At 57.9% G+C, this 12,892-nt stretch carries 16 protein-coding genes; 10 read left to right on the forward strand and 6 right to left on the reverse strand.

The window, feature by feature from the left end; genetic code table 11:
* The first annotated feature begins 103 nt into the window (after positions 1-103).
* Positions 104-757 carry a peroxiredoxin gene (locus F475_RS08720; RefSeq protein WP_111453713.1) on the forward strand — a complete coding sequence of 218 codons (654 nt, stop codon included), beginning with the start codon at positions 104-106 and terminating at the stop codon, positions 755-757.
* 24 nt (positions 758-781) lie between these two features.
* The gene (locus tag F475_RS08725) at positions 782-1,234 is read left to right on the forward strand and encodes an N-acetyltransferase (protein ID WP_018928248.1); all 453 of its coding nucleotides are present in this window, start codon (positions 782-784) and stop codon (positions 1,232-1,234) included.
* A gap of 57 nt (positions 1,235-1,291) precedes the next feature.
* Here F475_RS08725 and F475_RS08730 read toward each other — a convergent pair whose 3' ends face one another.
* Positions 1,292-2,152: a CAP domain-containing protein gene (locus F475_RS08730; RefSeq protein ID WP_111453714.1), complete on the reverse strand. Its 861-nt coding sequence runs from the start codon at positions 2,150-2,152 to the stop codon at positions 1,292-1,294.
* Positions 2,153-2,400: 248 nt separating this feature from the next.
* Here F475_RS08730 and F475_RS08735 point away from each other — a divergent pair, with 248 nt between their 5' ends.
* The 3 genes from F475_RS08735 to F475_RS08745 all read left to right on the forward strand — a co-directional run bounded on the left by F475_RS08735 (position 2,401) and on the right by F475_RS08745 (position 4,676).
* Positions 2,401-3,213, forward strand: a complete 813-nt coding sequence (locus F475_RS08735; protein WP_086945332.1) for an AraC family transcriptional regulator — start codon at positions 2,401-2,403, stop codon at positions 3,211-3,213.
* 96 nt (positions 3,214-3,309) lie between these two features.
* Complete coding sequence (locus F475_RS08740; RefSeq protein WP_064616884.1) at positions 3,310-3,684, forward strand: cupin domain-containing protein; 375 nt, start codon at positions 3,310-3,312, stop codon at positions 3,682-3,684.
* A 170-nt stretch (positions 3,685-3,854) separates the two neighbouring features.
* Entirely contained in the window at positions 3,855-4,676 is an 822-nt protein-coding gene (locus F475_RS08745) for a MinD/ParA family protein (protein WP_018928244.1), read from the forward strand.
* A gap of 48 nt (positions 4,677-4,724) precedes the next feature.
* Here the strand turns inward: F475_RS08745 and F475_RS08750 are convergent, their stop codons facing one another.
* On the reverse strand, positions 4,725-5,210 hold the full coding sequence (locus F475_RS08750) for an adenosine-specific kinase (protein WP_111453715.1): 486 nt from the start codon (positions 5,208-5,210) through the stop codon (positions 4,725-4,727).
* Between the two features lie 330 nt (positions 5,211-5,540).
* The gene (locus tag F475_RS08755) at positions 5,541-6,104 is read right to left on the reverse strand and encodes a histidine phosphatase family protein (RefSeq protein ID WP_018928242.1); all 564 of its coding nucleotides are present in this window, start codon (positions 6,102-6,104) and stop codon (positions 5,541-5,543) included.
* A gap of 164 nt (positions 6,105-6,268) precedes the next feature.
* Here F475_RS08755 and F475_RS08760 point away from each other — a divergent pair, with 164 nt between their 5' ends.
* Positions 6,269-6,670, forward strand: coding sequence for a DUF1801 domain-containing protein (locus F475_RS08760; protein ID WP_018928241.1), 402 nt, complete (start codon positions 6,269-6,271; stop codon positions 6,668-6,670).
* A gap of 6 nt (positions 6,671-6,676) precedes the next feature.
* On the opposite strand, the gene F475_RS08765 is transcribed toward F475_RS08760, so the two are convergent.
* Positions 6,677-7,600, reverse strand: coding sequence for a LysR family transcriptional regulator (locus tag F475_RS08765; protein ID WP_019649489.1), 924 nt, complete (start codon positions 7,598-7,600; stop codon positions 6,677-6,679).
* Between the two features lie 137 nt (positions 7,601-7,737).
* Between F475_RS08765 and F475_RS08770 the strand changes: the two genes are divergently transcribed.
* Positions 7,738-8,793 (forward strand): tartrate dehydrogenase, encoded by a 1,056-nt coding sequence (locus F475_RS08770; RefSeq protein WP_111453716.1) that lies wholly within the window; start codon positions 7,738-7,740, stop codon positions 8,791-8,793.
* Between the two features lie 107 nt (positions 8,794-8,900).
* Complete coding sequence (locus F475_RS08775) at positions 8,901-10,277, forward strand: dicarboxylate/amino acid:cation symporter (protein ID WP_111453717.1); 1,377 nt, start codon at positions 8,901-8,903, stop codon at positions 10,275-10,277.
* Between the two features lie 148 nt (positions 10,278-10,425).
* On the opposite strand, the gene F475_RS08780 is transcribed toward F475_RS08775, so the two are convergent.
* Complete coding sequence (locus F475_RS08780; RefSeq protein WP_111453877.1) at positions 10,426-10,893, reverse strand: GNAT family N-acetyltransferase; 468 nt, start codon at positions 10,891-10,893, stop codon at positions 10,426-10,428.
* A 188-nt stretch (positions 10,894-11,081) separates the two neighbouring features.
* Here F475_RS08780 and F475_RS08785 point away from each other — a divergent pair, with 188 nt between their 5' ends.
* Both F475_RS08785 and F475_RS08790 read left to right on the forward strand, forming a co-directional pair.
* Complete coding sequence (locus tag F475_RS08785; protein ID WP_018928236.1) at positions 11,082-11,471, forward strand: cytochrome c family protein; 390 nt, start codon at positions 11,082-11,084, stop codon at positions 11,469-11,471.
* Between the two features lie 118 nt (positions 11,472-11,589).
* Complete coding sequence (locus F475_RS08790) at positions 11,590-11,925, forward strand: hypothetical protein (protein ID WP_018928235.1); 336 nt, start codon at positions 11,590-11,592, stop codon at positions 11,923-11,925.
* A 263-nt stretch (positions 11,926-12,188) separates the two neighbouring features.
* Here the strand turns inward: F475_RS08790 and F475_RS08795 are convergent, their stop codons facing one another.
* The gene (locus F475_RS08795; protein WP_018928234.1) at positions 12,189-12,494 is read right to left on the reverse strand and encodes a hypothetical protein; all 306 of its coding nucleotides are present in this window, start codon (positions 12,492-12,494) and stop codon (positions 12,189-12,191) included.
* Positions 12,495-12,892 lie beyond the last annotated feature (398 nt).

Here is a 12,892-nt window from a genome sequence, read left to right on the forward strand (position 1 = left end):
ATACTGATCCGCGTTGACGATTTAACACAGACACCGAATGCCGCCGGAACAGCAGCCAGCGCTCCGGCGACTTCCCTACGACTCAACAGTAAGGAGAACGAACATGGCAATCCGTATTGGCGACGAAGCACCGGACTTTACCGCTGAAAGCACCGAAGGCCCGCTGCACTTCCATGAGTGGATCGGTGACAAGTGGGCGATTCTGTTCTCGCACCCCAAGGATTTCACCCCGGTGTGCACCACTGAACTTGGCTATATGGCGGGGCTCAAGCCGGAGTTCGATAAGCGCAACACCAAAATCGTCGGGCTCAGTGTCGACCCTGTCAGTAACCATAAGACCTGGGCCAAAGACATCGAAGAGACCCAGGGGCATGCGGTCAACTATCCCATGATCGGCGACGAGCACCTGGTGGTGGCGAAGCTCTACGACATGATTCATCCGAATGCCAGTGGCGGCGCACGGACTGCCGTGGACAACGCCACGGTGCGTTCGGTGTTCATTATCGGCCCGGACAAAAAGGTCAAGGCGATGCTGATCTACCCGATGAGTGCCGGGCGCAACTTCGATGAGGTGCTGCGTCTGCTCGACTCTCTGCAACTGAATGCCAAGCACACCGTTGCCACGCCGGTGAACTGGCGTCCGGGCGAGGACGTCATCATTCCCACTTCGGTCTCCGATGAGGATGCCAGGAAGAAATACCCGGATGGCTTCAAGACGCTGAAACCTTATTTGCGCACCGTGGCGCAACCGAAGTAACTCATCCGTTCGGAGACCACCCACATGGCCGTCCAGGTCCTGCGCGTTGATGCAACCCACATCGATAAAGTCGCCAGCCTCTTCGACGCCTATCGAGGCTTTTACGGCCAGCCCTCGAACCTGATGCAGTCTCGCGCTTTCATCGCAGAGCGCATCGCCAGGGACGAATCGGTGATTTTCTTCGCCGAGGACTCCACGGGCGAAGCGCTCGGCTTTGTCCAGTTGTACCCGACGTTCTCCTCCATCGACGCCCACCGCACCTGGCTGCTCAACGACCTCTTCACCACACCTGCCGCCCGCGGCAGAGGGGTAGGGACGTTGCTGATGAACACCGCCCGAGCCTTTGCGCTGTTGACCGGCGCCAAGGGCATGGTGCTGGAAACGGCCACGGACAATCACCTCGCGCAACGGTTGTATGAATCATTGGGCTATGTGCGTGATACGGGTTACTACACCTACTGTCTCGATTTGAAGTAGGCGCAAACTTGTGACCCCAGCGCCAGCCATTTTCTATGGACGGTTCGAAACCCTCGCTCAAGGCGCGCCAAACAGCATCGTCCAATAAACCCCTTTGTTGCTGCGCGAATCGCTGGCATACGCCGCGCCGACCTGGGTAAACATCGGGTTCATCAGGTTGGCGCAATGCCCGGGGCTGGCCAGCCAGCCGGACATCGCCTGGCTGGGCGAGCCTTGCCCGGCGGCGATGTTCTCGCCGATCTGCCGGCCGCGGTAACCGGCGGCTCTGGCGCGATCCGCCGGCATATCACCGTCGGGGTCCTGGTGGGCGAAGTAGTTGCCGTAGGCCATTGCCTTGCTGTGCCCTTGCGCGGCGGCGCCCAGGGCGGCGTTCCAGGTTAATGGCCGTGCGGCGGCGAAGCGTTGGCGCCCACATATGCGTGGCCTGGCTCTTGCCGCGTTGACCTGCGCCAGCAACGTCTTGCCCGCAGCGCGCGAATCGCCGATACGCCCGTCGAGCACCGGTTGCGCCAGCACCACCCGCCATTCGCTGCGGGCACGAGTGACACCGATGTCGGCGTATTGGGTATCGAGCAGCGCCCCACAGTAGTCGCTCTGGAGCATGTCGAACGCCTCATCGGCATCTTGCGCGCCGACCAGGCGGATGGTCCGTACCGTTACAGCCTGATAGCCGTTGGCCTTCAACCCCTCCCGCAAACCACCGCCATAGCCGATCGGCAAGGACAAGTCCGATTTCAGCGCCAGTGGCCGTAACGGCCTGACCGCACGCCCCGCGCAGCGGTCGGGATCGGCGCGGTAATCGTTGATGACTTCCACCAGTTGCCGTTCCCCGCTGGCATGGGCGGGGCTGGCGAACAGCGGAAACAAAGGCATCAGGCACAGCGAAATAAAGCGGCAGCAGCGGACAGTCGGGCGCATGAACAGACAGCTCTGATGAGTTGACGACGATAAGAGTGGGATAAAGATGAGCAATAACCGCATGAGCGCTTCATTGGGCGAGCGTCTTTTACGGCACGGCTATGACTGCGGGTCTCAAAACTGGTTCACGAGGGGAACAGACAAATTTGACGGCTACGCTGAGAGGGCCGATTCAGACGGGTCACGAGCCTGGGACAGCAGACGCTCGCACTGGTAACGTACTGACATCATTCGAGTGGTACAGGGACATGACTAAGACCAAGGGCAACAAGGATTGGGTCAAGCGCTCGGCGCAGCCGTTGAAGATGGAGCGCATCGAAGCCTTTTTTGGCGGCCATGGCTTTACGCCGCATCGCCACGATACTTACGCCATCGGGCGAACGCTGTCGGGTGTACAAAGTTTCCAGTACCGCAAATCCCAGCGCCACAGCCTGCCCGGTAAAACCATCGTCTTGCACCCGGACGAGGTGCATGACGGTGAGGCCGGTACCGAAGCGGGTTTTCATTACCGGATGATCTACATCGAACCTGCCCTGATTCAGCAGGTGCTGGGCGGCAAGCCGTTGCCATTTATCGAGGGTGGCTTATCGAGCGACCCACGGCTGGGTGCCGCAACCCAGGTACTGCTGCAAAACCTCGACGCTTGCATCGAACCCCTGGAAGAAGACGATGCCATTTACGATCTCGCGCAGGCGCTGGATACGCTCTCTGGTCAGCGTGGGCGGCGCAAGTCATTTGATTTTGCAGCGGCCGAGCGCGCGCGTGCGCTGATTCATGACTCGCTGGATCGAGTCATTACCCTGGATGAGTTATCCCAAGCGAGTGGTCGAGACCGGTGGAGCCTGAGCCGTGATTTTCGGGCGCTGTACGGCACAAGCCCCTATCGGTACATGACTCAGCGCCGGCTCGACCTGGCAAGAGCATTGATGGTTGGGGGCCACTCGATGGCAGAGGCGGCCGTATGCGCAGGTTTTTTCGACCAAAGCCACATGACGCGTCAATTCGTCCAGACCTACGGCGTCTCCCCCGGCCGGTGGCTGAAGAGGTTGGGCCTTGATTGAGCAGGGTCCCGGCCAACTTGCACAATCATGCAATACGCAGCGTTAGGTCATCCCTAGAGTCAGGGCTCGATATCTTGTCCAATGAGGGTGACTTAAATGAATTCCCAGGCCTGCACCGCGATTAACTTTGCCGAAAAATATGCCTTGTTCAGCGAGCAATGGGCGCCAAAGGTGATTGCCGAAATGAACGACTATCAGTTCAAGGTGGTGAAAATCGAAGGCGACTTTGTCTGGCATTCCCATGCCGATACCGATGAAGCCTTCATCGTCCTTGAAGGCGAGCTTCGCATCGATCTTCGGGAGCGGGCCGTCGTGGTTGGGCGGGGAGAAATGTACGTCGTCCCCAAGGGCGTCGAACACAAGCCTTATGCAGAACGCGAGGTGAAACTGTTGCTGATCGAGCCGCGAGGTGTGCTGAATACCGGTGATCAAGCCGGGGAAAGAACCGCAATGAATGATGTGTGGATCTAGACGTTTTGGTGGTTTTTGCCGGCCTTTTCGTTGAAACGATTCGATGGAGGCCGGCAAAATGCCTCTCGTCGGGAGATAAAGCAGCTATTGCGCGCTTTTCAGCTATTCTTGCGGCATCTGGAGGGTGCCATTACGTGCTGGCACACGATGCGCAGGGAAGGGAAAGACAAATGGATGATGTGCATTGCGTGCAAGTTATCGCTGTGACTGGCGGTAAAGGGGGCGTGGGCAAGACAACGGTAGCGGTTAACCTCTCGTTGGCGTTGGCAAAAATGGGGCGGCGCGTCGTATTGCTGGATGCCGATCTTGGCCTGGCGAATATCGATATTCTGCTGGGGCTGACTCCGCGCTACACACTGGCCGATGTTCTCGAAGGGCGTTGCGAGCTGTCCGAGGCACTCATGCCTGGGCCTGGAGGCATTCGTGTGGCCCCGGCCTCTTCTGGTTTGCAGAACATGACTCATCTGGAGCCTGCGCAATACCGCGCGCTGATCCAGGCCTTTAGCGATATCGGCGACAAACTGGATGTGCTGATCATCGATACGGCCGCCGGTATCGGTGGTTCAGTGATCAATTTCATCCGCGCGTCTCAGGAAGTGCTGGTGGTGGTGTGCGATGAACCCACCTCGATCAGCGGCGCCTACGGGCTGATCAAGTTGCTCAACCTGAATTACGGTCTGCAGCGTTTTCGCGTGCTGGCCAACATGACGGGCAGTCCGGCGGAAGGCCGCAATCTGTTTGCCAAGCTGGAAAAGATTACCGAAATGTTCCTGGATGTCTCGCTGCAATACGTCGGCGCGGTGCCGAACGACGAAAGTGCGCACAAAGCCGTGCAGAAGGGACGCGCAGTGTTTGAAGCCTTCCCTCGTTCCAAGTGTGCTCAAGCTTTCCAGGCTCTTGCTCACAACGTCGACAGCTGGCCATTGCCGACTCATCCGAGAGGGCACGTGGAGTTCTTCGTTGAGCAACTCGTGCATAATTCCGGCAGGTGAGGCTGTCGACGGCGGCAGCCCGTCGTTAGCTCAGCCGCGAAACGTGTTTCACAGCTTGTAGCCAATCTGCCGCAACAAATTCTTGCGCCACAGGATGTCTTCGTCGCCTTCAATGCCATTGACACAGAAGCCATCCACGACACCCAGGATCGCGCGTCCCTGCTCCGTCTCGGCAAGAATCACTTCGGTTGGATTGGCTGTTGCACAAAAAATGCGGCACACCTCTGGCACCATTTTGACGGCGTTCAACACGTTCAGCGGATAGAAACCGTCGCCGAGGAAAATGATGAAGCTATGGCCGGCGGCGATGGCTTGCGCGTTTTTCTGCGCAAGCTCGATCATGGCGGTATTGGTGCCAGACCATCGCACCAGGCATTTGCCGGAGGCTTCACAAAAAGCCACGCCAAACTGGATACCTGGCACGGCGTTTATCAACGCTTCGTGGAGGTCTTCAACGGACTTGATGAAGTGCGTCTGACCAAAGATGAAATTCGTCGCTTCCGGTTTGTCGATTTTCAACGTGATGAGTTGCATCTCAAACGCCTCCTGTCACGATGTCGCGGACCGGCATCGGGCCTCTATTCAAGCCGGGACGATCTCCTGCTCCTCTGGCTGTGTCTCCGGGTGGATGCGAACATCACCCAGTCTCCTCAAGGGATGCCCAGTTTCCAGCTGAACTTCTCGAAATCCCGGGCACTGATTTCGTGCTCGATCTGCAACCGCACGATCATGCGACTCCATTTGGTCAGTAACTTGAGCCGGCTCCTGATTGCAGTCCTTTGCAGAGGAATACAGATGAATATTAGCTCCAATTTGACCACCAGCCAGGGCGCCAGGATTCAGTCTGTGGGCTGTCGTCGTACCTTAACGCGGTTTCATACGATAGGCCGTCGCGCTCCAGTACCGGTTACCATTGCTGGTATGGCGAATCCATCCGGTAGCCTCCAGGTGCTTGGCAATCATTCGATTCATTATTCCATGACCGAGCAGTAAAACAGGCCCTTCGTCGGCAAGGGATTGAAGCCGTTGAGCTGCCGTATTGGCGCGCATTCTGGCCTTACTGGCTGACTCGACCTTCCCCGAGAAACCGCACAACCATAAAACACGAAGAATAAATGCCCACGTAAACGGTGAAAGGCGCGGCAGTGTCCATCGTCCATGGGGCAGTTGCGCTTCGCAGAACATATCATCGACAACGCTGGCTTGAAGGCCTAGCGCTCGAACCGACGTCAGCGCCCGGGGCGCACTGCTCGACACGATCATTCTGGCGGTACGCGCCAGCGCCACACTCGATTGCGGGGCGGGTTGGTCGATGATTTCTGACAGGTCGTATTGCTCGATCCAGCGTTTCATATCGCGCGCTGAAACTTTGTCTTGCACGGCCAGATCTGGCTGGCCATGACGCATCAAGATGATTTCCTTTTCCACTGTTGTTACGTCCTTGTTTTGCTATTCCGTGAGTGGTTGCACCCATCGGAGATTTGAAGGCAAACGCCCCGTTGTGGGTCAAACTGCAATGCCTGCGTTGTAGTTCTGTCAGCGATACTCCAGAGGCAGGCGAGCGACAATCATTATGAAGAGGGATAACCACCATGAGCAAGGAGACGGCCGGTTCAAAGGACACTGAGGGGCAAGGCTCTGCCTCTGCGCTGATCGAGGCGAAAATCAAGGCACTGGATGATTGGCGGGGCGAGACGCTCGCTCGGGTTCGAGCGCTCATCAAACAGGCCGACCCCGATGTGGTCGAGGAGTTGAAGTGGCGGGGCGTTCCGGTGTGGTCCCATGCCGGCATCATCTGCACCGGCGAGACGTACAAGAATGCCGTGAAGATGACGTTCGCCAAGGGCGCCTCGCTGGAAGACCCTTCAGGACTGTTCAACGCCAGCCTCGATGGCAACACCCGGCGTGCCATCGATATTCATGAGGGCGACCGGATTGATGAAACAGCCTTGAAGGCGCTGATCCGCGCCGCCGTGGCACTCAATCTGTCGTAGCGCCGTTCAGTCGAGCACAGATTCCGGTTCATCCAGGTGATCGATGTGCTTGAAACGCTCGACCAGAAAATCGATCAGGCTGCGCACTCGCGCCGACAGGTGCAACTGTTGCGGGTAGATGGCATAGACATCGGCGCGGGTCGGTGTCTGGTCCTCCAGCACCAGGCGCAAACGGCCACTGCGCACGTAGCGGGCGATGTCCCATTCGGCCCGCAGCAGAATCCCATGACCTTCCAGCGCCCAATTGAGGGCCACTTCACCGTCGTTGCAGCCTAACGCGCCACGCACTTTGACGTTTTGCGTGCGCCCACCGTTGGTAAAGCTCCATACGCCGTAGGGCGTTTCGTTTTGCCGCAGGAAGATGCAGTTGTGTTGCTGTAAATCCGCCAGGCGTTGCGGCACGCCATGCTTTTCCAGGTACAGCGGCGAGGCGCAGAGCAGGCGGCGATTGGAGGCAATCTTGCGCGCATGAAAGGCCGCGTCCGGCAGCGTGCCAAAACGAATGCCCAGGTCAAACCCGTGAGTTGCCAGGTCGAGCGGGTGATCGCTGATTTCCAGTTGTATTTCCACCTCCGGGTATTGCGCGAAGAACGCGCCCAATGCCGGGCCGATGTAGCGCCGACCGAAACCCAAAGACGCGTTGACGCGAATCAGGCCTTTCGGCGTTGCCCGGCTGCTGCTGATGAGCTGCTCGACCTCATCGATCTGCGTCAGGATGCGCGCCGCATGGGAAAAATACAGTTCACCTTCCGAGGTCAGGCTCATCGAGCGCGTGGTGCGGTTGACCAGGCGGATGCCCAGCCGTGCTTCCAGCGCGGTCAGGCGTTTGCTCACCGCCGGCGGGGTCACGCCCAGCTCTCGCGCCGTCGCGGCGAGGCTGCCTTTGTTGGCCAGCAGGTAGAAAAATGACAAATCCAGGGTCTGGCTCATTGGTAACTCAAATTCATCTATGTAGTGATTTGGAGTAACTCACGCTCATTTGCTCACTACATATACTCCGCTCACACCCTGATTGAACACCCCCGTTCGACAGGCACAACAAGAACGTAACGAGAGTGGAGTTGATGATGAGCGCATACAAAATTGCTGCGGTTCCAGGTGATGGCATCGGCGTGGAAGTGATCGCAGCGGGCGTCGAAGTGCTGCAAGCCTTGTCGAAAAAGTCCGGCTTCGAACTGGCCTTCAAACACTTCGACTGGAACTCGGATAACTACCTGAAAAACGGCTACTACATCCCTGAAGGTGGCCTGGAAGAACTGAAAACCTTCGATGCGATTTTCTTCGGCGCGGTCGGTGCGCTCAATGTGCCGGATCACATTTCCCTGTGGGGCCTGCGCCTGCCGATCTGCCAGGGCTTCGACCAGTACGCCAACGTGCGTCCGGCCCGCGTCCTGCCAGGGGTGAAAAGCCCGCTGCATAACGGTGATCAGATCGACTGGGTAGTGGTGCGTGAAAACTCCGAGGGCGAATACTCCGGCAACGGCGGTCGCGTGCACCGGGGCCTGCCGGAAGAAGTCGCCACCGAAGTGTCGGTGTTCACCCGTGCCGGGGTCGAGCGCATTCACCGTTTTGCTTTCGAACTGGCGCGCAGCCGTCCGCGCAAGCACCTGACCATGGTCACCAAATCCAACGCTCAGCGTCACGGCATGGTGTTGTGGGACGAGATCTTCTACGAAGTCGCCAAGGACTTTGCGGACGTGAAGATCGACAAGGAACTGGTCGACGCCGTAACCACGCGCATGGTGCTCAAACCGTCGACGCTGGACGTAATCGTCGCCACCAACCTGCACGCCGACATCCTGTCCGATCTGGCCGCCGCGTTGTCCGGCAGCCTGGGCATCGCGCCGACTGCCAATCTCAACCCGTCACGCAAATTCCCCTCGATGTTCGAACCGATCCACGGCTCGGCCTTCGACATCACCGGCAAAGGCGTGGCCAACCCGATCGCCACATTCTGGACCGCGGCAATGATGCTCGAGCACCTGGGCGAAGCGGCCGCGGCGAAACAGCTGATGTCGGCCATCGAAGCCGTGACCGAAAGCGGTTTGCATACCCCGGATCTGGGCGGCACGGCCACCACCCGGCAGATCACCGATGCAGTCATTGCGTTGATCAACCGCTGATATTTCCCACCGATTCAAAGTCGTACTGCGGCACAGCGCCAAGGGGCAGATCGCTGAATCTGACCCTTTGGCATTTCCTGACAACAATAAAAAATCAGGGCCCTGTCATGAAAAGAATATTTGGCAAACTCTACGTACAAGTGCTCATCGCGGTCATCCTCGGTGCCATTGTCGGGGTGTTCATTCCCGAGACTGGGGCTGCGCTCAAACCCTTGGGTGACGCGTTCATCAAACTGATCAAAATGCTGCTTGCCCCGGTGATTTTCCTCACGGTGGTGACGGGCATTGCGCGCATGGAGAACATGAAAGAGTTGGGGCGTGTCGGCTTCCGGGCGCTGCTCTATTTCGAAGTGGTCTCCACACTGGCGCTGGTGGTCGGCCTGGTCGTGGTCGATGTGTTCAAACCCGGCGCAGGCATGAACATCGATGTCGCCTCGCTGGATACGTCCAGTCTGGCGACCTACACCACGGCGGTGAAACATGCGTCGTTCATGGACTTTGTGATGAACATCATCCCCGACACCATCGTGGATGCCTTCGCCAAAGGCAACGTCCTGCAAATCCTGCTGTTCTCCATTCTGCTGGGCGTTGCCCTGGCGCATGTCGGGCCGCGCGCAAAAGTGTTCGTCGACACGCTGGATAGCCTGATGCAAGGGATGTTTCGCATCGTCAACATGGTCATGCGTCTGGCCCCCATCGGTGCCTTCGGGGCAATTGCCTTTACCATCGGCAAGTACGGCTTCGGTTCGCTGTTCTCCCTCGGCAAATTGATGGCGTGCGTGTACCTGACCTGCGCGGTGTTCGTGATCTTCGTGCTCGGCCCCATCTGCCGCTACAGTGGTTTCAGCCTGTGGAAATTTTTGAAGTTCATCAAGGAAGAACTGTTCACCGTACTGGGCACCAGCTCTTCGGAATCGGTGCTGCCGCAGATGATTTCCAAGATGGAAAAGGCCGGCGTTTCCAAACCCGTCGCCGGGATGATCATTCCCTCGGGCTTGACCTTCAACCCGGACGGCCAGGCGATCTACTACACCATCGCCGCGATCTTCATTGCCCAGGCGACCAACACGCCGCTGACCCTCATGGACCAGTTGATCGTGCTGGCGGTGCTGATGTTCACCTCCAAAGGCTCGGCGGGGGTGACCGGTTCGGGGTTCATCATCCTGGCGGCGACGCTGTCGTCCCTCGGCACCATTCCGGTGGCGGGCATGGTGCTGTTGCTGGGTGTCGATCGGTTCATGTCGGAAGCACGCGCGATCACCAACACCATCGGCAACGGCGTCGGCACCATGGCCATTGCCAAATGGGTCGGCGCGCTGGACACGGTAAAGATGAACAAGGCGCTGAACGGGGAGGGCGCGGAGGCAAAGCCCGAGGTGGCTCAGGCGGACACTGTTGCTGTTGCGGCATCGACGCCAACCAGCGCGATGGCCTCATCGCGAGCAGGCGCGCTCCCACAAGGGGTGTATGTCGAGTCCAAGTAGCCGGGACCATGCAGCTCAAAAAATGTGGGAGCGGGCTTGATCAGAGGGGCGGTTGGGCAACCAGGCCTTCTTCCCCTCGACCGGTGCAACCGTGCCTTTGGCCTCGCGGAAACATTCGCTCCTGATCGAGGCGGTGTAAAAAACTGCATCAAGGTGCAGCGTTCGGACGAACATAGTAATTGTCGAACTCGCCGCTTTCGACGAATTGGAAGCCATGACGGATGTAAAACCGATTCGAAGCGCTCTCTTTGAGCGCGCCCACCCTGACAGGGAGCGCGGCGGCATCCGCTTCTTTGAAAATCTGTTCGAGGACAGCAGAACCTACACCTGTTCCCTGAGTATTCGGTCGCACATACAAGTGGTCAAGTAGCAGTTCGTTCAGCTGAGGCTTGACCACAATAAAACCGACTCGCTCACCGGCCAGCTCAATGTGACGCGTGTTGCGACAATCAAAACCGTTGATAAAACGCTCACGTGCACGTATCGGATCAAATCGCCCAATCCGTTCAAGACTTTCGCGCATGGCCTCAATTCGAATGGCCACAAGATTGTCCAGGTCGGCGGGGTGAGCCGGAACCAACATTACTGGAGGACTTTCAACAGGTATGACGGACATCGTTTGCACTCTAATTATCATCACGGGGAGCCAGCGCCAGTACGATGGATTTCATTCTGGCCCTTCTGCAGCGGCGCTAATGGAGCAAAGAGAGTTATAGATTAGCTTCAAGGCTTCGATGTGGGCGCCAGTCATGATGAAATAGCCGCCCGCTTTTGCTGTCAGCCGCACCTGATTTGGAGCCGAACATGAAAAACGCCGTCGTACTCACCTTGGCCTTGATGCTCAACATGGGGTTGTTCAGTACGCAAGCAGCAGCGGCCGGTGATGCTGAGGCGGGCGAGAAACTGTTCAAGCGAATCTGTGGCGGCTGCCACCAGGTAGGGAGTTCGGCGCGAGGTTTTTTTGGTCCGCAACTCAATGCGATTTTCGGGCGCCCTGCGGGCAGCACGGCGGACTACCAGTACTCAGACGCGATGAAATCATCAGGCGTCGTCTGGACCCGCGAAACTCTCACCGCCTACATCGAAGCGCCAAAAACAGTGGTCCCCGGCACCCGCATGATTTTCTGGGGCCTCAGCGATCCGGAAAAGATCGAAAACCTGTTGGCCTATCTGCAGACGTTTCAGCCGCAATGATCGGTGCCTCATCGATCCGGCTTTTTTCAGTGTCGAGTGATATCAATGGGCCACTTCATCCGTTAGAGTATGCGCCGCCCGAGAGATGGATCCCGGGTATTTCTAATGGAGTGACACAGTGAATTACCTCAGCAAAGCGGTTGCCGTAGCCCTGTTTGGCCTGGTTCTGGCGGGTTGCACCGGCACCCCGATGAAGACCCAGCAATACGACAGCAGCCAGTACACCGTTGTCGGCCACAGTGAAGCGACCGCCACTGGCCTGCTGCTGTTCGGCGTCATCCCGATCCAGCAGAACAACCGCTTCATCCGCGCTCAGGATGCGGCGATCAAAGCCAAGGGCGGCGACGCCATGATCAACACCCAAGTGCAGGAAAACTGGTTCTGGGCTTGGGTCCTGACCGGCTACACCACCAAAATCTCCGGTGATGTGGTCAAGCTGAAAACCGTTCAGTAAGTGCAGTGCGCCTTCAGTCATTTCAGCTGCGGCGCATTCCTTGTAGCAGCTGCCGAGCTCGCGAGGCTGCGTTCGGCTGCGAAGCAGTCGTGAATCCGACTGACGCGGTCTGCCTGATGCACCGCAAGTTCTGATCTTACGACTGCTGTGCAGCCGAACGCAGCCTCGCGAGCTCGGCAGCTGCTACAGATCGCATTACGGCTTAGGACATCGACCGGGGTGAGGCACATCCAGATGCCATCACCCGGCTCATTGATCGAACCTCACGCCCACGCTTTTCCGAGTTCCTCCAGACCGGCGTTTTGCAGGTCCTGCGGGTTCATGACCACACGGAATTTGCAGTTGGCCTGGAAGTTGAGGAAGAAGGGTTCCGCATATCCGGGTATTTCGGAGGGATCCACGATATCGATCAAAAAAATCCCATTTCGCATGCCATCTTGCTCAGTGAAATAAGTCGCCTCGGGCTTAATGGTGTCCAGGATACGGTTCATGATTTCGCCGACCTTCCCCGACCTGACAAACGCGTTGAAAGGCTCATGGGGAAACTCGACCATCAGTAGCATTTTCATTATTTGATACTCAGTTTGAAGTGGTGCACTCCTTACCCGGATCCTTACTCCTGGTTTTGGTGCCGCAAGCCGTGCCCGCGGTGTGTGTGGTTAAGAATAGCGAAGGGTGAGAGGGCGTCGGGGCGGGGTTACGGACGGTCGTTGTTGATGATTCAGCGCGGGCGCTAATTCGCTGAAACCCGCATCTATACTGCTTCGGGCGAGCATCGATGTAGTCGGGTACTAAAAAAAGCATGAAAAAACCCGGCTGATGAGGCCGGGTTCTTTGGTCGAGTGTTGCGGTAAAGCCACTCACTCATGCTGCACGGTTTTCGATCAGACGATCCGAACCACCTTCAGCGACGCGATTCTCGATCAGACGATCCGAACCACCTTCAGCGACGCGGTTTTCGATCAGA

This window comes from Pseudomonas sp. URMO17WK12:I6, from assembly GCF_003253625.1.
GTDB lineage: Bacteria > Pseudomonadota > Gammaproteobacteria > Pseudomonadales > Pseudomonadaceae > Aquipseudomonas.